Origin of the sequence: Microcystis aeruginosa LEGE 91341 (assembly GCF_015206885.1) — a bacterium.
In the GTDB taxonomy this organism is placed as follows: Bacteria; Cyanobacteriota; Cyanobacteriia; order Cyanobacteriales; family Microcystaceae; genus Microcystis; species Microcystis aeruginosa_H.
Genome location: NZ_JADEXY010000012.1, coordinates 25,754 through 48,143, shown reverse-complemented (window position 1 = coordinate 48,143; position 22,390 = coordinate 25,754). Strand labels below are relative to the sequence as shown.

The following is a 22,390-nucleotide window of genomic DNA, read 5'->3' as shown; positions in this document are numbered from 1 at the left end:
CAGGATATACTCCACAAAAGCGTTTAAACTCTTCTGGATTCAAATTTTTTACTTTTTCGTAAGTCATTGTTTTTCTGAGTGTTTTACTTTATTTTACATAATCAGTTCCTATTTTTGCAGGAGGTCTATAGGACAGAGCGATTTAGTGACAAATTCTGAATTTATGTTACCCGATGATCGCAGTGATTTGTTCAACCACGGTTTCAATTTGCTCCTCGCTGATACCGGGGTACATGGGGAGAGAGACAATTTCTTCACAGAGAATCTCTGAATTAGGAAAGTCTCCCTGTTGATAACCCAGGTAGCGATAGGCCGGTTGCAGATGACAAGGAATCGGATAATGAATGCCGGTTTGAATACCGACGGTAGTTAATTGTTCTTGTAATTGTTGGCGATTAACCGGACAATGGGGGAGAATGCGAATAACGTAGAGATGATAGACATGACTGGTTTTGGTTTCGTCTCTTATGGGTAAAATGCCCTTATTGGCTAAAGGAGCCAAAAGCTGATCATATTGTCTTGCTGCTCGCTGACGGGCCTGATTCCAGCCTTCCAGATGGGGTAATTTAACGTTTAAAATGGCGGCTTGTATGCTATCCAAACGGCTGTTAGTGCCGATATCGGTGTGAAAATACTTGCTCGGTGCGCCATAATTTCTTAAACTGCGGGCTTTTTGGCTAATTTCAGGATCATTGCTCACTAACATTCCGCCATTGCCAAAAGCGCCTAAATTTTTACTGGGATAAAAACTAAACCCCGCCGCCACACCGATGCTGCCGGCGCGATAACCTTCTCTACTGGCTAAATGGGCCTGGGCCCCATCTTCAAAGATAGTCAGATTATGGCTGCGGGAAAAATCCTGTAATTGTTGGGGTGATACCATCTGTCCGTACAGGTGTACGGGGAGAATGGCGCGGGTCTTGGGGGTAATTCTTTGGGCGGCCGCCGCGAGGTCAATTAAGGCCGTCTCGAGGTGACAATCAACTAAAACTGGTTTAGCTCCCGCTTGAATAACACCCATGAGGGTGGCGACAAAGGTATTAGCGGGGACTAGCACTTCATCCCCAGCACCGATGCCGTAAGCTTGTAAAGCTAGGGCAAGAGCGGCAGTGCCAGAAGCTACTCCCACAGCATACTCGACTCCGCAAGCTTGGGCAAAGGCGGTTTCAAATTCGGCTAAAGCTTGGCCTAAAACAAAATCTCCTCGGTTGATAACTGTTTGGATTGCCTCGGTAATTTTTGCTTGTAGGGGCTGATTTTGCCAAGTTAAATCGACAAAGGGAACTTTGATTAAATGGGAATTCATCTATTGCTTGTTTAGGGAGACATTATTAATTGTCAAGAGACTAGCATAGGTTTGAGCAAGTTGCCTAGATTTTTAGGCTCTCTTGTTCTTTCTGTCTTCTTCTCCGTGTCCTTTGTGCCTCTGTGGTTTATCCTCTAGAACTGGTTATTATGAGTGATTTTCCCGCTTTAACGGCGTTAATTCTGGCCGGTGGCGAAAGTTCCCGCATGGGACGAGATAAAGCTTTGTTATCTTTTCAGGGTCTCTCTTTTCTGGAGAATATCTGTTTAATTGCCCAAGATTGTGCGGTACAAGTGTCTGTGATTACGCCCTGGCCGGAACGTTACCAGATGATCATTCCCCAATACTGCCAAATAATCAAGGAACCTCTCCCCACTGGGGGACCTTTATTGGCCTTTGCCTTGGGATTAACTTTTGTATCAACCGATTGGGTTTTATTACTCCCTTGCGATTTACCGTTACTAACGCCCCCAATTATTCAAGAATGGTCAAGATTATTAGCCAATGTACCAGAAAATGCCATGGCTTTGGTTCCCCGCTGCGGCAATCGTTGGGAGCCTCTCTGTGCTTTTTATCATCGTCGTTGTTTAGAATCTTTGCAGACTTATATTAAGCAGGGGGGAACTTCTTTTCAAAAGTGGTTAAATGCCGCTGTGGTGGAGGAATTAATCATCGATAATTCTGAGATATTATTTAACTGTAATACCCCAGAAGATTTAGAGATAATAATAAACTCCCCAGATATTAACCGTAAGAAAACCTAGCACAAAAGGAATTAAAAGTAAAGATATCTGCGAGGAAATATTGGATAAATGGCGATAACTATAGTAGAGTATTCCGGTTAGATAACCTCCAGTTACACCGATAATTGCGCCGATAATATCGCCATTTATGGATAAATAGGAAGTGAGCCAAATGACGAGGGAAAAGGGCAAAATTATCAGGCCAGCTAAAAATATATCGCCAGTGAGACTACCATATTTATTACTTAATTTTCTGCCTAACCAACTAGATAAAGTCAGAATAATAAAAGGAAATACTGACCAACCTAATAACAGTAAAAACTCAGATTTAACTGTCCAGTTTTGCCAAGTAAAAGTGATAAAAAAACTGCTGATGATTGCCGCCAATACCCCCGTAGCTAAAGCCTGATTACGGTTGAACTTTAAAAAGGCCTCTGCTAGACCCGTCTTGGGTTTGAGCAAAGATAAAAAAGAGATTTTCAGCAAATTAAAGAGAATAAAAAGGGTTTTTGACCACTCGATCGATTGCCGTTGTCGATAACTTTTCTGAGGGTCTCTTAATTTATTTTCAATGGCATGATAGCGGCGAAAATTTCCCTGCTGCTTAAATTTCTTGGCCGCTATTTGAAAATCTTTTCGTGCTGCTGGCAGTTCCGAGAGTTCCTCTAGAGCCAATCCTCTTTGATAATAGAATTGGGGATTATTTTGGTCAATGGCGATTGCTTTTCCATAAGCTTCTAGGGAAGATTGGGTGTAACCGAGTCGTTGACGGGATAAACCGAGGTAATAGTAAGCTTGGGAACAATCGGGTTTTAGCTGCAAAACTTGCCGACAATCGCTTAAAACTTGCCTATCCTGCTGATTATGGTAGTAAACTTCCGCCCGTTGCAGATAGGCCTGCCAAAATTGCGGATTAATTGCGATCGCTTGCTGGTAAAATGCGATCGCTAGTTGATAATTTTTCTCTTGAGCGTAGTGCCATCCCTGTTGATAAAAATCCTCGGCACTGCGGTTAAAAGTGGGGATTTCTGGGGATAAACTGCGATCATACTCTTTTCTTTGCCCTTTATCCCTCAAAACCCGATAAGCTTGTTCAATTTCCCGAAATTTTGTCACTGCCTCTGGATCATTGGGATTATAATCGGGGTGATATTGCCGGGCCAGACGACGAAAAGCGGCTTTTATCTGATTATTGCTGGCATTACGGGGAATTTGGAGGATTTCATAGTAATTTTTCATACTTGAATGGGGGGAGAATTTTCAACTACTGAAAATTGTTGCCAATGGCTCGCCGAAACGACTATCATTGTCAATTAAATAGCTTTTATTGAGAGTTGATCGCTTATGTCTGCCTACACTGCTTCCTCCCTGAAAGCGGAACTCAACGCGCGGGGGTGGCGCTTAACTCCCCAGCGAGAGAAAATTCTGCACGTTTTCCAGAATTTACCGAAAGGCAATCATCTCAGTGCCGAAGAATTGCAGGAATTACTGGACAAACGGGGGGAGGGAATTAGTTTATCGACGATTTACCGCAGTGTTAAACTGATGTCGCGGATGGGAATTTTGCGGGAGTTAGAATTGGCCGAGGGTCATAAACACTACGAACTCAATCAACCCTATCCCCACCACCATCATCATTTGGTCTGTATTCAGTGCAATAAAACCATCGAATTTAACAATGATTCCATTCTCAAACACAGTCTCAAACAGTGTGAGAAAGAGGGTTTTCAGTTAATCGATTGTCAGTTAACGGTGATGGCCATCTGTCCGGAAGCTTTGCGGATGGGTTGGCCGTCGGGAATACCGAGTAATTGGGGTTGCACGCGTTCGCTGGTGGATACTCGTTTCCAAAACTGCGAGATCCCCGAATCAAAGGAACCGGAACCAGAAAACTAGGCATCTAAGCGGACATTCCCAACTGAAAACCGAGAGCTTTTTTTTGCATTAACTGGAAAATATTATAAAAGCCGTTGGCGCGGGAAGGAGTAAGGCTGACTTTTAAACCGGTTTCTTCGATAAAATCCGGGGTGACTTGCAGGATTTCTGTGGGAGTCAGTCCATTTAACCCCTCGATTAACAAAGCAACTAAACCCTTGACTAATTGTGCGTCGGAATCGCCTTTGTACCAAACCTGGCCATTTTCGAGGTCGGCAGTGATATAAACTTGGGATACACAGCCATGAACTTTATTGGCGGGTATTTTGGCAGATTCTGGTATTGGTTCTAGTTTTTTAGCAAAAGCTAGTAATTGTTCGTATTTTTGCTTAGGATCGGTACGACGTTTGAGGCGTTCGACGATGCGATCGAGATTAGACGGGAGCATATTGCGAGTTAAAATAGGAAAAAATTAGCCAATAGCTTTTTTATATTAGCATTCTCTCGGAGGTTGAGCGATATGGTTAGTTTCATCTAAAATCAAGCTCTTTGAGCGTTGCAAGGATTATGCAAGTTTTGGAACCAAGTAAATTCCAAGAAAAAGTCCCCCCCGCACATTTGTCAAGTCTTTTACATAATTCTTAATATTTATTTCCGTTTTTCTCTCTCGCTCTCGTCCGGCTTCTCGACGGAATCGCTAAAATGATGGAGGGTGTTTTGGAAGTAAGTTATGAGTTATGAGTGAACCTGTAACCCTTGAGGACATTTACCAACTATTCCGCGCTTCCGCGGAGGAGTTTGATCGCCGTTTACGGGAAAGCGATCTTCGTCGGGCTGAAATGGAACGCGTCTTCGCCGAAGCGAAATTAGAAAACGAGTGCCGGGCTGCCGAAGCGAAATTAGAAAGCGAGCGCCGGGCTGCCGAGGCCGATCGCTCTATGGCAGAACTGAAACGCACCGTAGAAAGAACCAGCAAAGCGGTAGATAGTCTGACCACTCGCTGGGGTCGATTTGTGGAAGAATTGGTAGAACCAGCGGTTTTGCGGCTTTTTCAGGAAAAAGGCATCGATATTAAGGAAGTTTATCCCCGCGCTAGAGTCAAACGTCAGGGCATCGCCATGGAAATTGATATCCTAGCCGTCGATGATACCGATCTCGTGGTGGTGGAATGTAAATCTAGATTATCTAAAGATGATGTGGATGAATTTATCGAAAAATTGACCCGCTTTAAAATCGCCTTTCCCCATTATCAAAACTATCAAGCTTACGGTGCGGTGGCGGGAATTGAAATCAACGAAGGAATCGATCGATACGCTTATAAAAAAGGTCTATTTGTGATTAAACCCTCCGGGGATACGGTGGCCATTATTAATGATGCCGACTTTCAACCGAATACTTGGTAACTTCCCGGCTCTTCTCGACTTTGTGTGATAATTTTTGCTTATGAAATCGTGAAATGTTTACTGGGAAAGACTTTTAGAACTATTTTGTTAAATAAACTATCAGTATAGACCTCGTTTCCACACAGAAACCAGAAGAACCATTTGCCCATTTGCCCATTTGCCCATTTGCCCATTTGCCCATTTGCCCATTTGCCCATTTGCCCATTTGCCCATTTCCCCATTTTCCTATCACCTCACTTCTATACTTTAGGGTTTAATTGCGTACAAAGTGCCGACATTTTTACTGCGAGGCATCCGGGAGAAGATGATAAAACCGAAGTCTTGCAGATGTTTGACTAAAGCATCGGGACCCTTTTTATGTCATTCCATCATGATAATTTTAATTTGTCCTAATTGACAAGTTGCCGCTAAAGAATCGAGAATTTCGTATTCGGAACCTTCACAATCAATCACAGTTTTTGATAAAGCATTGCTTGTCTAGCCTCGATTTTTTAGGATGGATGAAGGTAATTTTATGGACAAGTTTGACAAAGTTTGATAGGCTTGTCAAGAAAATCCCTCGTCTCTGAGCACCAGAAGTCAGGAAACCCATCTCAAACAAGGTTACACAGACCATCAGGAGTTAACAAGGCTTGAATTACTCTGATTTTATATTTTGGTGGATATTAATCCTTTTTAGCGTTCCTTTCTTAACGGCGCGCTACCTGGCGAAGTCTTTCAATCTCTGGCGAGGTGTTTTTGATGGGGTCGGATTAGCGGTGCTGTCCCTAATCCTATTTTATTACGCCAGTCGTACCAGCTTCCTCGTTTTCATCGTCTCCCTAGCCTTTAACTACATTATGGTCTGGCTAGTGCTGAAAATGAGCGGCTGGAAAGCGAATCTCCTAGCCACTATCGTTATCGTCATCGATATTCTCGTCCTCGCCTACTTCAAGTATTTCGGCTTTTTTGTCGAGGAAATCATCGGATTATTCGTTTCTCTCCCCCCTAACTGGAAGGAACTTTCCCCAATTCCCGTGCCTAGCCAAATACCGCCGGGGGTATCCTTCTATACCTTCCAGATGGTGGCTTTCGTGGTGGACTCCCTACGGGAAAAGAAAAAGAAACCCCTAGCCGTCCTCGATTATGTCAATTTTATCTCCTTTTTCCCCCAGATTGTCGCAGGTCCGATCGAGCGTCGCCGGGATTTATTACCACAAATGGAGGGATTTCGCCTCAAATTTACAGGAGAAAACTTCGAGAAGGGTTTGCGTTGGCTTTCCCTCGGTTTATTTATGAAATTTGTCCTCGCCGATAACCTAGCTCCCTACATCGAATTAGATAAAATGATTGACAATGCTTGGTATATCTGGTTTGAGGCCTTTTTATTCACCCTGAGAATCTATTTTGACTTCGGCGGTTATAGCTTTATTGCTGTTGGTTTAGCCTATTTTGTCGGCATTAGATTGGAATTAAACTTTTTAGCTCCCTACACATCCCAAAGTATTAACGAATTTTGGCGACGTTGGCATATTACCCTTAGCACTTGGTTTCGAGATTATGTGTTTTTACCCCTGATGGGTTCCAATAAAAATTGGGCGCCTTTTTATCTATTCATTACCTTTACTCTTTCAGGTTTCTGGCATGGTGCAGCTTGGAATTTTATCTTTTGGGGTGCTTACCACGGGGCATTATTATTATTACTGCGTTATCTAGGCAGACCTTTCTATGCTTTCGTCGGAAAATACGTTTCTCAGCCGCAAATTGTCTCCTGGGCTTTAACGCAATTGGCGGTCATTTTTGGTTGTCTCTTTTTCATGGAGATGAACACCAGAAGATTAATCGGCAAAATTCTGGTTATTGCCAATCCTTTCAATTATTCCTTAGCTAATATCGGAGAGATTTTTAGTTCCTATAGTCTCAATCAAGGAGCAGTTTTAAGCGTTGCTTTAGTTCTTGGTATCATTGTTTTAATCCTCGAACATCTGGCTATTGCCCAGAAAAAGTTTGAATATGAACTATTGTTATCGCCTTGGCTGTCCAAAATATTGCTAGGTTTAACTATTCTCCTAGCTTCCACTAATACCGGTGACTTTATTTACTTTGAATTCTGATGAATACTAAATCATTTAACCCTTTCCCTTGGTTAGCTTCCCTAGGAGTCGCTTGGTCTCTCGGCTTTGTTTATAATGTCATCTACGGCGGCGAATTAAGCTGGTTGCGGATGATGTACGAAGACAAATCAGCGATCGCAGCTAGGATCGAAGGACCGCGGCGTTTAATCGTCACGGCAGGATCGGGGGCGCATTATACCATAAATTCGGAACTAATGGCCAAAGAATTGGGAATTCCGGTGGTTAACCTCGGTTTACAGGGGGACATCGGGTTAAATGTCATTGCTGCTATGATTCTCGAAAAAGCACGCAAAGGGGATGTCATTCTGCTGATTCCTGAATATCTCATGCTCATGGATGAGGACGGTTTTAATCGCGGCGAAGGACTTTGGGGATCCGCACCTTTTAGCGTCGCTATTGGTAAACCGGGGTTAGGTGGGATACCTTTAAAAACCATGATCGAGGATACTTGGTTATTAGGTATTCCGGGGATGCGTGCAGTCACTAAATCCACGGTTGATTTATTCACAAAAGGCAGAATGACGGGTTATTATTCCGAGCCGATTACTGACAGAGGAGATCCGACTATAGTTAAGGAAAGAACGGGGAAATGGTGGCAAATGACCTTTGATACTCCTGCCTCTGCTCACTCAATTAAAGCTATTGAAAAACTCAGGAAAGATTTAGAAGCAAAAGGGGCGATTTTAGTGGTTTCTTTGCCCTGGGTTTATGCTAAAAATGATGATAAAACCGTCGCTAATATTCGCAAATCTGCCGAAGAATTAAGTCGGGTTGTGCCAACAATTTATGATCCGAAAGACTTGAATATTAAGACCGATTCCACCATTTTTGCTGATACCCATTATCATCTTTTGCCTCCAGCAAGAATTATTCGTTCAGAACAATTAGTTTCGGAACTGAAACCCATCCTAAACACAACTGAGAATAAAAATCCATGAATAAACCTATAACTAAGATTTGCATTCTGGGAGGTGGTTTTGGAGGGTTATATACGGCACTCGATTTGAGTCGATTAACAGCAGTAAAATCAGGTCAATGGCAAATAACTTTAGTCGAACCAAAAGACCATTTTCTCTTTACTCCCCTTCTCTATGAACTAATTACAGGAGAATTGCAACGCTGGGAAATTGCCCCCTCCTACCGTCAATTATTAACAGGAACTCAGGTTAATTTAAAACCTCAAAAAGCCAGTAATATTGACTTAAATAATCATCAAGTATATTTAGAAAATGAGGAAGTTATAGATTACGATTACCTTGTTTTAGCGGTGGGAGTGCGGAATCGTTGGCCGGCTATACCGGGGTTAGCCGATTATGGGCTAACTTTTCGGAGTTTAGAGGATGTGGAAAAATTACAAACGGCAATTCATGACTTAGAAACTCAAGGAAAATCCTCAATTAATTTAGCCATTATTGGCGGCGGTCCCAATGGGGTAGAATTAGCCTGTAAGGTGGCTGATCGTTTAGGAAAAAAAGGCAAAGTTCACCTAGTGGAAAGGAACGAGGAAATACTGCAAAACTTCCCTAAATCGGTGCGTGTTGCTTCCTATCGTTCCCTTTTAGCCAAGAATGTTAGTCTCTATTTAAACACGGGATTAAAGGAAGTTACCGCTAATTCCATAACCGTATTTAAAGATAATACAAATGAGGTTATCCCCATTGATTTATTATTGTGGACAGCAGGAACTGAGGCACAGGATTGGATCAATAATTTAGATTGTCAGAAAACAGCACAAGGCAAATTATTAACCCGTTCCAGTTTACAATTAATCGACTATCCCGAAGTGTTTGCCCTTGGGGATCTAGCCGAAATTTATCCTAGTAAACAGGTAATTCCTGCCACAGCACAGGCAGCCTATCAAGCAGCCAGTGTAGTAGCCAAAAATATCTCGGCAGTAATCAGAAAAAAATCGCCCCAACCCTATTATTATCTGCATTTAGGTGATATGTTAACCCTGGGTAAACAATCAGCCCTTGTCTCCAGTTTTGGCATTAATATTACTGGTAAATTAGCCGATATAATGCGTCGATTTGTCTATATACTGCGTTTACCCAGCAAACGCCATCAGTTGAAAGTGTTTCAACATTGGGCAAAAAAAATTCTTCTCCGACTCCGTTATTCACCGGTGTTATCTAAACAACCGATTGAATCAAAAAATACTCGTTAATTGTAGTTAAAATCCATGAAAACCTTTCTCAAAAGTATGGAAGCACCTTGGCAAGCAATCCCAGAGATTCTTAAAAACCTTAAGTCTCTGAATAGTTCCTCCCCAAAATATCAAGATAGACTAACAGAGTTACCAATTGATAATTATCTGCTGGAAAACTTGCATAAAAAACCAAATATGATAGCCCTAAAAAACTAAACCGCTACGAATTGTCTGTATTGCTGTACCACCGCATTTCACTTCTCAGGATTGTTCAGTTTGTGGGACGAGAGTTCAAAAAACATTAAGCACTAGAACTCATCAATGCCCTGATTGTCAAACAATCTTAGATAGGGATCATAATGCAGCAATAAATATTCTTAAAAAAGGGTTACAATATTTGGAAAATTATCTCAACGGTACTGTTGGGCAAACAGAAACCGACCCAAACGCCTTGGGAGAGTCCGGCCTGTGGGTTTTCAGTGGAGACATTGAGAATCTAAGCTGTCTCGTTGAACAAGGAATTTCCGATAGTGATATGGAAAGAATCCCCCGTCACAGCGTAGCTTGACGGTGGGAGTATGTCAAAATCGATACAAAATATCAACGACTAGGATTAAATGGCTACTCATATTGTTACTGGTGTCGCGGGTTTTATCGGTTCTAACTTGGCACAAAAGCTTTTAGAACAAGGAGATCAGGTGATCGGTATCGATCAATTTAATGATTATTACGACCCCAGTTTAAAGCGCCAAAACGCCCATATTCTAGCAAAATATCCCGAATTTAAGTTAATTGAAGCGGATATACAAGCCCTCGACTGGAGACAACTGCTGCAAGGAGTAGAAGTATTATTCCATCAGGCAGCCCAAGCAGGAGTCAGAGCAAGCTGGGGTGATGGATTTCGTCAATATACCGAAAGAAATATAAATGCTACTCAAATTATTCTTGAGGCCGCTAAGGAAACCTCTTCTTTACAACGGATGGTTTTTGCCTCCACTTCCTCGGTGTATGGCAATGCGGAAACGATGCCGACTCCGGAAACCCTTTGTCCCCAACCGGTTTCACCCTACGGCATCACCAAATTAGCGGCAGAAAGACTCTGTTGGCTATATCACCAGAATTTTAACGTTCCCGTCACTGCCTTGCGTTATTTCACCGTTTATGGACCACGGCAACGTCCCGATATGGCTTTCCATAAGTTTTTTCAATCCGCGATCGCAGGCAAACCCATCGGCATCTACGGAGATGGAAAACAAACCCGCGATTTTACCTTCATTAGCGATGCTGTAGCCGCTAATTTAGCCGCTGCCGTAGTGCCGGAAGCGGTGGGTGAGGTGTTTAATATTGGTGGTGGCAGTCGCGTGGTTTTGCTGGATGTCTTGGATACGATGGAAAAAGTCATCGGTAAACCGATCGAGCGATCGCATCAAGGATTGGCCCGGGGAGATGCCCGTCACACCGCCGCCGATGTCACCAAAGCGCGTACTATTCTAGGTTATAATCCCCAAGTCTCTTTAGCCGAAGGATTAGCCCAAGAATGGCAGTGGATTCAGGGATTATATTGTTAAGTTAATTAGGGTCTGCTGAATATCAGTGGAAGCCTTTTGGCGATTGCTGGATGACTAAAAATAAAAGAGTGCTGATTTTAGGGGGAACGGGGGAAGCGGCGGCATTAGCGGCTAAAATTGCGGCAATTCCGGGTATAGATGCCATCGCTTCCTTTGCCGGTCGCACGAGAGAACCGATTACTCTCACAACTCCTTCTCGCCGGGGGGGGTTTGGTGGTGCCACCGGGTTAGCCAATTATCTGCGGCAAGAAGGCATTGATTGTTTAATTGATGCCACCCATCCCTTTGCCGCGCAAATTTCCTTTAATGCCGCTCAAGCCGCTTCGGATTGTGGTATTCCTCGATTAACGTTAAGTCGTCCAGCTTGGGAAAAAGTATCTGGAGATAATTGGATTGAAGTAGAAAACAATCAAGCGGCGGCGAATATTTTACCTGGGTTAGCGCCGCGGATATTTCTCACTATTGGTCGGCAAGAACTGGCAAGTTATGCACATCTAAAAAATATCTGGTTTTTGATGCGGATGATTGACCCGCCGGAACCAGATGCCATCCTACCGGTTGGAAAATTATTATTGGAACGGGGGCCTTTTTCCTTACAGTCAGAGCGCTCTCTTTTACAAGAATATAACATTGGGGCGATCGTGAGTAAAAATAGCGGCGGTGATGCCACCTACGCCAAAATTATCGCCGCTAGAGAGTTGGGAATAACCGTGGTCATGGTACAACGTCCACCTATACCTAAAGGAGAAAAAGTGGCTGATGTTGAAAGTGTCCTGGCATGGTTAGAAAAAAGACTGCTCTCTTGATTTTTCTGGGAAAATCATCAGTAAGGTTTGTTGAAAAAGTCAATTGTCTGGTGATGGGGTGATGGGGTTTTAGGGTGATGGGGTGATGGGGTGATGAAATTCCCCACTTGCCACTTGCCACTTCCCACTTCCCACTCCCCACCTACTCTGGGGAAATTACACTTTCACCACGTTGCTAAAAGAGATTTTCAGGTAATCATCTTCCATTTTTGCTCCCGAAGGTTTCAGGGCTGCTAAAGCTTGGGGTAAGACTAAATTACGACGGTGATTCCCAATGCGAATATTTAACTCGTCTCCAGTTTTATTGAGTTGTATCTGTTCCTTGGGTATGCCGGGTAAATATAATTCCAGACTGTAATTATTTTCCTTTTGAACTACCCGAATGGTGTTTTCTTGGTAATAAACCTTAGTCGGATCTTCCCCAGCAAAAAGAGTTTCTTTCAGTCTTTCTAAAGCGGGTAAACCACACATTTCTTCGGAGTAAAGAGGAACTTCCTTAACTGGTAAAGGATGAAAATTATCGTAAATTTCCTGTTTATAACCCTGTTGATTTTCTTTCCAACGAGCAAAGAAAGGATCGGTTACTTTGTCGGGAATAATCCGATTAGCAATAATCAAATCGGTGGAAACATTATAGAGACTTAGATAGGCATGGGCGCGTAAAGACTCCTTAATCACCATTTTTTCGGGGTTTGTCACCAAACGAACCGAGGTTTGAGTATTATCGGTCAAAACCTTTTCTAAAGCCTCGATCTGCTCATAAAACTCGTAGGGAGCATCCATAACTTCCTTGTCTGGCAGGGAAAAACCGGCGATCGGTCGAAAAAAAGGTTCCACCAGTGGTCGCAATGCCACCGACATTCCCTGTAAAGGTTTGTAAAATCTTCTCATGTACCAACCGCCCACTTCTGGCAAACTCAACAATCGTAAAGCTGTCCCCGTGGGTGCGGAATCGATAATCAACACATCATAAGTACCCTCATCGTAGTGGCGCTTCATGCGAACTAAGCCGAAAATCTCATCCATTCCGGGTAAAATCGCTAATTCTTCCGCTTGCACCCCATCTAAACCCCTAGCTTGCAATACCTGAGTAATGTAACGTTTTACTGCGCCCCAGTTGCCTTCCAATTCCATTAGTGCATCTAATTCCGCCCCCCAAAGATGGGGACGTACCAAACGAGGATCGTGACCTAATTCGAGATCGAAACTGTCAGCGAGAGAGTGAGCGGGATCGGTGCTGAGAACTAGGGTTTTATAGCCAAGTTCGGCGCAGCGGAGTCCTGTAGCGGCGGCGACGGAGGTTTTACCCACGCCTCCTTTACCGGTCATGAGAATTACACGCATGGGGGCTGATTCTAAGAAAATTTACATTACTTATTCTTATTTTGACATCCTCGCCGCCCTAAAAGTGCGGCGATTCCTAAACCTCACGATTTAAGTTTCTGCTTCCACCACCGTCGCATACCACAGTTAAAAAACCATGTACTGTCTTACACAGAGTCCACAGACTTTCGCCCCATTTCAGAAGCCCGATTCCGTGTGTCCCACGGTACGTTGACCGCCTATAGCTTCTTGTACTTGTTGCGCGCGACTTTTTACCCGGCCAAGCTTTTCTGGTCGGAACCCCCTAAGCCGAGTTTTCAAGGTGCTGCGCCGTCCACTTGGTTTTCGAGACTGGCCTTTTAATTCTAACGTAAAGCCAACCTAGAACGGCGGGGTTTCAGACCCAAAATTTCCGATGACGGGAAAGTTAACAAATTGAGGACAAGAATCAGCATTCTTGGCTATAGAATTCCACTCCCCGACCATCACCCCGGGGAATTAGGCTCTGTTCAAAAAATTGCTGACAGCGATTTTCGGCATCAGCGACGAGAACTTTGGCAAAATGACCGTTTTCGAGAACTTCTTGCCTCGGACGTTGTTCGTAGGCATAGATAATCAAAATATCTCCGGGTTGACAGAGCAGCGCCGCCCCACCGTTGGGGCAAATTTCCCCGGTTTGGCCCGGAAAAACGTAGGTGGAAAAGCGCTTACCATTGCTAAGATTGACCACATCCACCTCTTCAAGGGGCAAAATGCCGACCCGCTCAATCAATTCTCGATCGATAGTGATACTGCCGACATAATCGACGTTAGCCTCGCTGACGCGCACTCGATGGAGTTTGGCGTGCATTAATCGAATTGTTCCCATGTATTTTTTCCTATTTACCCCAATTACTTCAATTATTATGCTCTCCCAGTGGGAATGTTTACTCAAAAATCTCGGTCAATGGCAAGGTTCTTTTACCCGTCTGTCTCCCCAAGGCGACTTGATCGAAGATACCCCGACTTTGGTATCTTTGCAAGGCATTAATAATAATCGATCGATTCGTCAATTAGTCCGCCGTCTCTACAGCGATCGAGCGCCAGAAGATTTGATTTTAGAGTATAGTTCTCTCCATCAGGGTATTCTATTTAGCCAGACGGGAGCTTTTTGCCAAGGTTCTCTATATTTTAGTAGTTTTTCCTCACAATTCGGGGCAGAATTTGGGTTAATCTTTGGGGAAAGACGATTAAGAATCGTCCAGTTATTTAATGAACGCTGTGAGTTCGATCGCTTGACTTTAATTCGGGAAAAGTTAGTTGATTCTCAGTCACCAGAAAGACCGATGTTAACGGTGGAGCAATTACTTGGTCAATGGCGGGGACAAGCGGTGACAACGGGACGGGATTTTTATAATTCTGCTGCCTATTCTACCCATGTCTCGATCGAGCGTCAGGAGGATAATTATCTCTCGCAAACTTTGACTTTTGGTGATAATCAAATTACTTCTAGCGCTCGTATTGAGGGACAAAGATTGTTGTTTGAAAATAGTCCGCTGCCAGTGCAAATTCTGCTACTGCCGGATGGAGCTTCCTGTAATACACCTCTGAAAATTACTGCTGGTCATCCTTTTGTTTTAGAGGTGGGTTGGTTACTTTCTCCTACTCAAAGACAGCGCTTAATTCGTTCTTATGATCAGAAGGGAGAATGGACAGGTATTACTCTGGTGACGGAGGAAAAAGAAAGCTATTAGCCGTCAGCCATCAGCTAGATTGATAACAAAAAGGAAATTGACAATTACACTGAAAAATATCGGGTTTCTCCTAAAGATTAATTATAACTGGATTTGGCATCGTCTCCTTGCTCGGAGACTTGCCAAAACAACAACTTTGTACTTCACCAATAAGATAACTGCTCTCAGAAGCTAAATGCTAAGGGTTAATTTACATAAGCAAAATTTATCAAAATCCCAATATACTTGAGAAGATTTAAATTTACATTCCTTCATCTTTACTTTTCTTAAAAAATAATTGAGAAAAATTCCTATTTGTCAACGAGATTGCAATAGTTACAGCCTGCTGCTAGGATCTGAGAATTGGGTTACTCTGTGCATTTTTAGTCCTTGTGCCTTGAAACCCTTACCACGTCTAGGATGACTAATTCGTCCCCAGGAAAAACTTGCCAATTGCTCCTTTGACGAAAAAGATCTTTTGTCAAAAATATGTGTACTTATGTTAAAAAGAAAAAGTTTTTTTGACAAAATAGACCAGATGTGCTGCGACAAAAGATCCAGATTATAGTCATTTCAATTAAGATTGAGAATATCAATCCCAGAGTTCATAAGGGTTTTGTCGGTTTAGACTGTATCAGACTTATCTGAAATGACTATAGCTACTGGGGATGGGAAACTGTTAACTATCTAGGGTTTGCAGCAAAAAGTTGGTTTGTGGGGGCGGGGGTGTGGTGCGAACCACAGAGACACGAAGGACACAAAGATTGATCGTTCCTATAGTAAGTTAAACTGGTCGCAACGCGCTCGCTACGCGAGATCACACCAAGAATAAGAGGGCTAATTTCCCCTCGATCGATCCAATCCCTGGCACTTTTTGGAAACCAAAAAGCCTAAAAATCTGATCCAACAAGGTTTTTAGATTTATTCAGCCAGTCCTACCTTTTATTTGTCAGATTGATTAGAGCTGCCTAGGTTTTGAACGGTCGATCGAAGGATCAATATCTTTAACCAAAAAGTAAATCATGGAGGATTGCTAAACGCTGGTCATCTTCACGAACAATAGCACCATAATAATTTTTTTTATTCTCTAGCCAGAGTAATTCAAACTCGATCGCCTTTGGGAAAGCTAAACTAAAATTATCCAAAGCTTGGGGACAATTAAAGATAACTTTGCGCGTCTCGAAGCGGTCAAAATGTCCTTGGCAGAACATTTTGAAAAACGGTAAAGAATCTAGTGACACCCCACCCCCAATAGCAACAGTCAAACCGGCAGCCTTAGCTTTTTTTGCCAAAGGTAAAGCCAGAGCTAAAACTTGCTCGCTATTGACATCCCGGCGAGTTAATCCCAAAGAACAGGCTAAATCCATGCGTCCGATGACGATACCATCGAGAGATTTTATCTCTGGAATCGCTAACATTTCCTGAAAATTCTCACAGGCAGTAATAGTTTCAATATTAACCAATAACTCCACATCTTCCACCCCTTGATCAGCTAAAACCCTCCTAGCTCCCCGCAGATATTTTTGTAAAGCATATGCTGTTTCTACCATGGGAGCAATCAAGCGATCGACTCCTAAATTAACCGCATCAAATATATCTCTGATCGCTTCGCAACCGGCGATTTTCAGATTAAAATCTACCCCCGCTTGCAGACTAATTTCTTTCAACCGCATCGCTTCCGTCAGTCGGGTTCCTTCCGTCTCGAATTCCGCTTTTACCCCTGAAACATGGTGATCTTCCCTGAGTTCTCTTAACAGTTGCACCATTTTTTTTTCTAAGCAATTCATGTTTTTAATCGTTTAAAATTGGTAACTGCTAGAGGAGCCTTGTTGATTATAGCCCATCTGCGAAAAGCCGATAGCTGAGGACTAAGTAGGTAGGTGTTAAAAATTGTCAGATGCCCTCTTATTCAGGAGGTATTAAGGGGGTGCCGATCCCCCCTTATCAAGGGAAGCAGGGGGGATCGAACCCAAAATCTATCTTCAATTTAATTAAAACCAGCTACTTAGGAGACCATAAAAATACCCTAAACAAGAGGACAAAAGCGACAAAATACTGGCATAATGAGCAAGGCCGTCTGATTTTTTTCTGGCCCCATCCTTTCTATACTACATTCGTAATATAAGTAATTCTCTAGTTAGACTATGCGAACTCACTACTGTGGCGACCTAAGCGCGATCGAAATTGAAAAAAGTGTCACCCTCTTCGGTTGGGTCGATCGCCGTCGCGATCACGGTGGCGTTATTTTTATCGATCTGCGGGATCGCAGTGGTATTGTCCAGATCGTCAGTGATCCCCAACGAACTCCCGCTTCCTATCCCATCGCTGAAACCGTCAGAAACGAGTATGTCATCAAGGTGACGGGAACAGTTAGTCAACGGCCCCCCGAATCCCTTAACCAACGCATTGCCACCGGAGAAATTGAAATTTATGCCAGTAGCATCGAGATTCTCAACGGGGTTACTAAACAACTGCCTTTTGTCGTCTCCAGTTCCGAAAGTGAATCGATACGGGAAGATGTGCGCTTGCGATACCGCTATCTAGACCTACGCCGGGAGCGTATGAGTCAGAATTTACAACTACGTCACCAAGTTGTCAAGGAAATGCGCCGTTTTCTCGAAGATGAACAGCATTTTATCGAAGTGGAAACGCCAATTTTAACTCGATCGACTCCCGAAGGAGCGCGGGATTATCTGGTTCCTTCCCGTGTCAGCCCGGGCCAATGGTACGCTTTACCCCAATCACCGCAACTATTTAAGCAATTATTAATGGTGTCGGGAATGGATCGCTACTATCAAATCGCTCGCTGTTTCCGGGATGAAGATCTGCGCGCTGATCGTCAACCGGAATTTACTCAGTTGGATATGGAGATGAGTTTTCTCTCCTTACCTGAGATTTTAGCCCTGAATGAGGCTTTAATCGCTCATATCTTCAAAAAAGTCAAAAATATCGATATAAGCCTGCCCCTGCCCCGTTTAACCTATGCTGAGGCTATGGATCGCTATGGGGTCGATCGCCCCGATACTCGTTTTGGCTTGGAATTGGTCAATGTGGCGGAGATTTTTGCCGATTCGGGATTTAAGGTGTTTTCAGGTGCGATCGCTAGTGGGGGGACGGTGAAAGTTTTACCGATTCCCAACGGTAACGAGGCGATTTCTAACGTCAGAATCAAACCGGGTGGGGATTTATTCAAAGAAGCCACCGATGCGGGGGCGAAGGGAATTGCCTACATCCGCGTGCGCGAAGACTACGATTTTGATACCATCGGTGCGATTAAAGATAACCTGACAGAGGCACAAAAACAGGCTTTAATCGAGAAGACTGGCGCAAAACCGGGGCATCTGCTCTTATTTGGGGCAGGAGATACCGATACAGTCAATAAATCCCTATCCCGCCTACGCTTAGTTTTAGGGGAACAATTGGGATTAATTGATCCCGAGAAAATCAACCTCCTCTGGGTGACGGATTTCCCGATGTTTGAATACAACGCCGAGGAAAAACGCCTAGAAGCATTGCATCACCCCTTTACTGCCCCTAATCCCGAAGATTTAGACGATCTAGCCCACGCTCGCGCCCTCGCCTACGATATGATTTTTAATGGTATTGAAATCGGTGGCGGCAGTTTGCGGATCTATCAACGGGAAGTACAGGAAAAAGTCTTCGCCACCATCGGTCTATCCCCAGAGGAAGCCTATAATAAATTCGGCTTTTTGTTAGAAGCTTTTGAATACGGAACCCCTCCCCACGGTGGCATCGCCTACGGTTTAGATCGCTTGGTGATGTTGTTAGCCGGAGAAGAATCGATTCGCGATGTGATTGCTTTCCCGAAAACCCAGCAAGCTAGTTGTTTACTCACTTCTGCACCTTCAACAGTGGCAGCGAAGCAATTAAAGGAATTATCCGTTGCTTCTACCTACAAACCGCCATCCTAAGATTAGGGTGGGCAATGCCCACCTAATTTTTAAAAGTCTGTTGACACCATGCTCTTAAATTCTTTTCTGCCCTCACTTCATCCTCTTGAGCAGTGGCTAAAAATTCATAGAGTTTAGTTTTCGGAACTAGGGGAAAAGAGGGACTAAATTCTCCTTCCTGATAAACCCCCTTTTCTAACTGATAAATGCGCCAGATTTGTCCATTAAAACGCCATAATTCCGGCACTCCCAAACGGGCATAAAGTGCTAATTTATTAATATCCGTGTGGGTTATATCCACTTCCACCACTAAATCTGGGGGCGGATCTTCAGTTAAATTAATCCTTTTTCCTAGCACTTTAGCTTGATTTTGAATGTAGTAAGCATTATCGGGTTCTGCTCCTCGTTCTAAATCTTCCCTAGCTAGAGTTGTGGAACCCATACTTTTAATTTTTAAACCCAATTCGGACACCAAAAAATAGATAAAACGTCCGATTAATTCTCGATAAAACTCGTGTTCTTCTAGGGGCATAGTAATCTCTAAAGTGCCACGATCATAAAATAAATGGGCGCGATTATTTTCCCCTAGGGCTTGTAAAATTTGCTGATAGGATAGCCAACTGAGATGATAAAAAGTAACCCGTCTTTCTGCCCGGATTTCGCTAGTATTTAACTCTAGAGGAACTGTCACCATAACTGCCCCGAAAAGCGAAATTTATGCCCAAAAAAGGGGGTTGACTCACCCCCTTTTTATCTTATTAAACCAGTGCCGGAACCTGGGGCCAACGCCCGATCGCCTTACCAATGACCGCTAACTCCCGAGTTAATCGATCGAATCGGTCCGGAGTCAAGGATTGCGGCCCATCAGATAGGGCCTTCGGCGGGTTAGGATGTACCTCGATCATCAAGGAATCGGCCCCGGCTGCCAGAGAAGCCATGGCCATGGTCGGTACATATTCCCATTTACCCGTACCGTGGCTAGGATCGATCATGATCGGCAGGTGGGTTAAAGTTCTTAAAACGGGAATACAGGATAAATCTAGGGTATTGCGAGTATATTTACTGTCAAAGGTGCGGATACCGCGTTCGCAGAGAATAACATTGCTATTTCCTGCCGCGAGGATATATTCTGCCGCCATCAACCAATCTTCAATAGTGGCCGCCATGCCGCGCTTGAGTAGGACTGGTTTCGGTTGCGCTCCAACTTTTTTCAAGAGGGAAAAATTCTGCATATTGCGGGCCCCCACCTGCACCACGTCGGCTATTTCGACAATCTTAGGGAGATCCGCCGCGTCCATTACTTCCGTGATAATACCCAAACCACTGGCATCTCTAGCCGCTGCTAGTAATTCCAAAGCGCTTTCCCCATGACCTTGGAAAGCGTATGGAGAAGTGCGGGGTTTGTAGGCGCCACCCCGGAGGAATTGCGCTCCGGCTGCCGCTACTCGTTTGGCAGTTTCCACGATCATCGCTTCATTTTCCACCGAACAGGGGCCGGCGACAATGCTAACGGGATGATTTCTGCCGATGGGGATAACACCGTTAGGAGTGGGGACTAAAACCTCGCTGTATTCCCCGTGACGGTATTCTAAACAGGCGCGTTTGAAGGGTTGTTCGACTCGTAGGACGGTTTCGATCCAAGGGCTTAATTCTTGGATTTGTAGGGGGTCTAATTCCCTGGTTTCTCCGACTAAACCGATGACAACTTTATGCTTACCGACGATTTTCTCGGGACTTAATCCCCATGCCTCGAATTCGGCACCGACGCGCTCGATTTCAATTTCCGGGGAACCGACTTTCATGACAACAATCATGGCATTAACCTTTTATTGTTTCCTTTAATCTCTATTGTTGACGATTTCTAGAGGTTATCTATTTTTCTTCCACTTCTTTTTTGCCGGACCGCCAAGCGGCGATCGTTCTACCAAAATTAGCTTGAAATTCTTGCCATCCTAGCCAATCCCCCACCCGATCCTCATCCCAAGAAGCGGAGAAGATGCCATAACTCAGACCGATAAAACCTAGACCAAATAGGCTTAAACTGACGAGCATGGCGACGTAGGAAGGTATTTCGAGAAGATTGTGGCTAATAATCCAGTAGAAGCCAAAAAAGGAAGTTATCCCTAATACTGTCGGAATGCCACAAAATACCGCCATGCGTTTGGCCATCCGTTGACTGACCGCTTGGGGAATTGCCTTTAAACTGGTTTCCTCGGAGCGATTTTTTAGCGGCGGTGGCACGGGACTAGGGGCAATTTTCGGGGTTTTTCGCTTATTTTGGCGCGGCTCAAAGGGGAGACGTTCTTTTTTCTCCGTCGATTTCGATTCAGAGGCCATGGTAGGGATGCAAGGGGGGTAAGCTTAACGGCGAATTCCGAGACGACCGATCAGGGTTTGATAACGTTGTTGATCTTTCTTCTGAATATAGGTTAACAGTCCCCGACGACGACCGATCATCTGGAGTAATCCCCGGCGGGAAGCGTGGTCTTTTGGGTTAGCTTTCAGGTGTTCGGTCAGTTGGTTGATTCTCTCGGTTAAGAAAGCTACCTGTAACTCCGATGATCCTGTATCGGTTTCGTGGGACTGATATTGGCTGATTAGTTCTTGTTTCTTGGTCTGGGTTAAGGCCATAGGACTCGTGATCTCTGCTTAAACACTGCAATCTATTATAGTATCACGTTTCTGGTCGATGCGTAAACATTGTTCGGGAGACAGCCATCTCAGTTACCAGTTACCAGTTACCGGTTATCAGTGGGGGTGTTAAGTGAGCAGTATATTAGGTGACAGTAACAGTGCTGTCTTTTCACTGATTACTGATTACTGTTTACTGGACGGCTACGCCGTGCCTTTGGCAACACTGAAAAAAACTTCCCAATTCCCCATTGCCGCAAATCATGGCAAAATCTTAGACATAGCGTCTAACTTACCCTGAAGATTCCATGCTGTTAAAATCCACGACCCGTCATATTCGCATTTATACGGCTGAAGTAAAAAATAATCAATTGATCGAGAGTAACAATGTTTTGACTCTTGATGTGGATCCCGATAATGAATTTAATTGGGAAGAAGTGGCTCTCAATAAGGTTTATAGTAAGTTTGATGAATTGGTAGAGTCCTACAATGGGGAAGAACTGAGCGAATATAATCTCCGTCGCATCGGTTCAGATCTAGAACATTTTATCCGTTCTCTCCTGCAAAAAGGCGAAATCAGCTATAATCTCAACGCCAGAGTCCAGAACTATAGTATGGGTTTACCGAAATTAGGGTGAACAATTCCGCGTCAGTCCCCACCCGGACACCTAGGCAGGTGGGGAATTTGCATCGCGGCAATGAAGCGATACAATTGCCAGTAACTCCTGTGGTTTTGGTGGTCGCTCAATGTATTTGCGTAAAATTTGAGCTATACTAATACCATTTTTCAAAAACTTTAGCCCACTTATAGAAAAGATTAAGTGGATAAATTGGCAATGTCTGGGGTAG

22 protein-coding genes and 1 pseudogene are annotated in these 22,390 nt (G+C 43.9%); 13 read left to right on the top strand and 10 right to left on the bottom strand.

Annotated features, from left to right (window positions below; translation table 11 throughout):
- Positions 1 to 166 precede the first annotated feature (166 nt).
- Positions 167 to 1,306 (bottom strand): DegT/DnrJ/EryC1/StrS family aminotransferase, encoded by a 1,140-nt coding sequence (locus IQ234_RS03675; protein ID WP_193956079.1) that lies wholly within the window; start codon positions 1,304 to 1,306, stop codon positions 167 to 169.
- Positions 1,307 to 1,455: 149 nt separating this feature from the next.
- Between IQ234_RS03675 and IQ234_RS03670 the strand changes: the two genes are divergently transcribed.
- Positions 1,456 to 2,070 carry a molybdenum cofactor guanylyltransferase gene (locus tag IQ234_RS03670; RefSeq protein WP_193956078.1) on the top strand — a complete coding sequence of 205 codons (615 nt, stop codon included), beginning with the start codon at positions 1,456 to 1,458 and terminating at the stop codon, positions 2,068 to 2,070.
- Here IQ234_RS03670 and IQ234_RS03665 read toward each other — a convergent pair.
- The gene (locus IQ234_RS03665; RefSeq protein ID WP_193956077.1) at positions 2,023 to 3,288 is read right to left on the bottom strand and encodes a DnaJ domain-containing protein; all 1,266 of its coding nucleotides are present in this window, start codon (positions 3,286 to 3,288) and stop codon (positions 2,023 to 2,025) included. The genes IQ234_RS03670 and IQ234_RS03665 overlap by 48 nt on opposite strands.
- 105 nt (positions 3,289 to 3,393) lie before the next feature.
- On the opposite strand from IQ234_RS03665, the gene IQ234_RS03660 reads away from it, so the two are divergent.
- Positions 3,394 to 3,945 (top strand): transcriptional repressor, encoded by a 552-nt coding sequence (locus IQ234_RS03660; RefSeq protein WP_002737956.1) that lies wholly within the window; start codon positions 3,394 to 3,396, stop codon positions 3,943 to 3,945.
- Positions 3,946 to 3,949: 4 nt separating this feature from the next.
- Here the strand turns inward: IQ234_RS03660 and IQ234_RS03655 are convergent, their stop codons facing one another.
- Positions 3,950 to 4,372 (bottom strand): SufE family protein, encoded by a 423-nt coding sequence (locus IQ234_RS03655; RefSeq protein ID WP_046663438.1) that lies wholly within the window; start codon positions 4,370 to 4,372, stop codon positions 3,950 to 3,952.
- Positions 4,373 to 4,661: 289 nt separating this feature from the next.
- On the opposite strand from IQ234_RS03655, the gene IQ234_RS03650 reads away from it, so the two are divergent.
- The 8 genes and pseudogenes from IQ234_RS03650 to IQ234_RS03610 all read left to right on the top strand — a co-directional run bounded on the left by IQ234_RS03650 (position 4,662) and on the right by IQ234_RS03610 (position 11,964).
- Complete coding sequence (locus tag IQ234_RS03650; RefSeq protein ID WP_193956076.1) at positions 4,662 to 5,327, top strand: DUF3782 domain-containing protein; 666 nt, start codon at positions 4,662 to 4,664, stop codon at positions 5,325 to 5,327.
- 632 nt (positions 5,328 to 5,959) lie between these two features.
- On the top strand, positions 5,960 to 7,420 hold the full coding sequence (locus tag IQ234_RS03640) for an MBOAT family O-acyltransferase (protein WP_193956075.1): 1,461 nt from the start codon (positions 5,960 to 5,962) through the stop codon (positions 7,418 to 7,420).
- Positions 7,420 to 8,379: a hypothetical protein gene (locus IQ234_RS03635; RefSeq protein WP_193956074.1), complete on the top strand. Its 960-nt coding sequence runs from the start codon at positions 7,420 to 7,422 to the stop codon at positions 8,377 to 8,379. The genes IQ234_RS03640 and IQ234_RS03635 overlap by 1 nt, the downstream gene beginning before the upstream one ends.
- Positions 8,376 to 9,608, top strand: coding sequence for an NAD(P)/FAD-dependent oxidoreductase (locus IQ234_RS03630; protein ID WP_193956073.1), 1,233 nt, complete (start codon positions 8,376 to 8,378; stop codon positions 9,606 to 9,608). The genes IQ234_RS03635 and IQ234_RS03630 overlap by 4 nt, the downstream gene beginning before the upstream one ends.
- Before the next feature lie 15 nt (positions 9,609 to 9,623).
- Entirely contained in the window at positions 9,624 to 9,806 is a 183-nt protein-coding gene (locus tag IQ234_RS03625; protein WP_228008360.1) for a hypothetical protein, read from the top strand.
- Positions 9,805 to 10,158, top strand: a pseudogene (locus IQ234_RS03620) (zinc ribbon domain-containing protein); the annotation flags it as partial. The gene IQ234_RS03625 and the pseudogene IQ234_RS03620, both read left to right, overlap by 2 nt.
- A 49-nt stretch (positions 10,159 to 10,207) precedes the next feature.
- The gene (locus IQ234_RS03615) at positions 10,208 to 11,158 is read left to right on the top strand and encodes an NAD-dependent epimerase/dehydratase family protein (protein WP_193956072.1); all 951 of its coding nucleotides are present in this window, start codon (positions 10,208 to 10,210) and stop codon (positions 11,156 to 11,158) included.
- A gap of 50 nt (positions 11,159 to 11,208) precedes the next feature.
- Positions 11,209 to 11,964 (top strand): cobalt-precorrin-6A reductase, encoded by a 756-nt coding sequence (locus tag IQ234_RS03610; RefSeq protein ID WP_193956071.1) that lies wholly within the window; start codon positions 11,209 to 11,211, stop codon positions 11,962 to 11,964.
- A 156-nt stretch (positions 11,965 to 12,120) separates the two neighbouring features.
- Here the strand turns inward: IQ234_RS03610 and IQ234_RS03605 are convergent, their stop codons facing one another.
- Together IQ234_RS03605 and panD are read right to left on the bottom strand one after the other, a co-directional pair.
- Entirely contained in the window at positions 12,121 to 13,308 is a 1,188-nt protein-coding gene (locus tag IQ234_RS03605) for a TRC40/GET3/ArsA family transport-energizing ATPase (protein ID WP_002788691.1), read from the bottom strand.
- A gap of 427 nt (positions 13,309 to 13,735) precedes the next feature.
- Positions 13,736 to 14,155 (bottom strand): aspartate 1-decarboxylase, encoded by a 420-nt coding sequence (gene panD, locus IQ234_RS03600; RefSeq protein WP_052277873.1) that lies wholly within the window; start codon positions 14,153 to 14,155, stop codon positions 13,736 to 13,738.
- Positions 14,156 to 14,192: 37 nt separating this feature from the next.
- Here panD and IQ234_RS03595 point away from each other — a divergent pair, with 37 nt between their 5' ends.
- Positions 14,193 to 15,020: a DUF3598 family protein gene (locus tag IQ234_RS03595; protein ID WP_193956080.1), complete on the top strand. Its 828-nt coding sequence runs from the start codon at positions 14,193 to 14,195 to the stop codon at positions 15,018 to 15,020.
- A 983-nt stretch (positions 15,021 to 16,003) separates the two neighbouring features.
- Here IQ234_RS03595 and IQ234_RS03590 read toward each other — a convergent pair.
- Positions 16,004 to 16,786, bottom strand: a complete 783-nt coding sequence (locus IQ234_RS03590) for an aldolase/citrate lyase family protein (protein WP_193956070.1) — start codon at positions 16,784 to 16,786, stop codon at positions 16,004 to 16,006.
- A gap of 357 nt (positions 16,787 to 17,143) precedes the next feature.
- Here IQ234_RS03590 and aspS point away from each other — a divergent pair, with 357 nt between their 5' ends.
- On the top strand, positions 17,144 to 18,931 hold the full coding sequence (aspS, locus tag IQ234_RS03585; RefSeq protein WP_193956069.1) for an aspartate--tRNA ligase: 1,788 nt from the start codon (positions 17,144 to 17,146) through the stop codon (positions 18,929 to 18,931).
- Positions 18,932 to 18,953: 22 nt separating this feature from the next.
- On the opposite strand, the gene IQ234_RS03580 is transcribed toward aspS, so the two are convergent.
- The 4 genes from IQ234_RS03580 to rpsO all read right to left on the bottom strand — a co-directional run bounded on the left by IQ234_RS03580 (position 18,954) and on the right by rpsO (position 21,541).
- Complete coding sequence (locus tag IQ234_RS03580) at positions 18,954 to 19,604, bottom strand: Uma2 family endonuclease (protein WP_193956068.1); 651 nt, start codon at positions 19,602 to 19,604, stop codon at positions 18,954 to 18,956.
- Positions 19,605 to 19,668: 64 nt separating this feature from the next.
- Positions 19,669 to 20,724, bottom strand: coding sequence for a 3-deoxy-7-phosphoheptulonate synthase (aroF, locus tag IQ234_RS03575; protein ID WP_193956067.1), 1,056 nt, complete (start codon positions 20,722 to 20,724; stop codon positions 19,669 to 19,671).
- Positions 20,725 to 20,782: 58 nt separating this feature from the next.
- Complete coding sequence (locus tag IQ234_RS03570; protein WP_193956066.1) at positions 20,783 to 21,247, bottom strand: PAM68 family protein; 465 nt, start codon at positions 21,245 to 21,247, stop codon at positions 20,783 to 20,785.
- Between the two features lie 24 nt (positions 21,248 to 21,271).
- Positions 21,272 to 21,541 (bottom strand): 30S ribosomal protein S15, encoded by a 270-nt coding sequence (gene rpsO, locus IQ234_RS03565; protein WP_002741886.1) that lies wholly within the window; start codon positions 21,539 to 21,541, stop codon positions 21,272 to 21,274.
- Between the two features lie 308 nt (positions 21,542 to 21,849).
- Here rpsO and IQ234_RS03560 point away from each other — a divergent pair, with 308 nt between their 5' ends.
- Positions 21,850 to 22,179, top strand: coding sequence for an NAD(P)H-quinone oxidoreductase subunit M (locus tag IQ234_RS03560; protein ID WP_002738864.1), 330 nt, complete (start codon positions 21,850 to 21,852; stop codon positions 22,177 to 22,179).
- Positions 22,180 to 22,390: the final 211 nt, after the last annotated feature.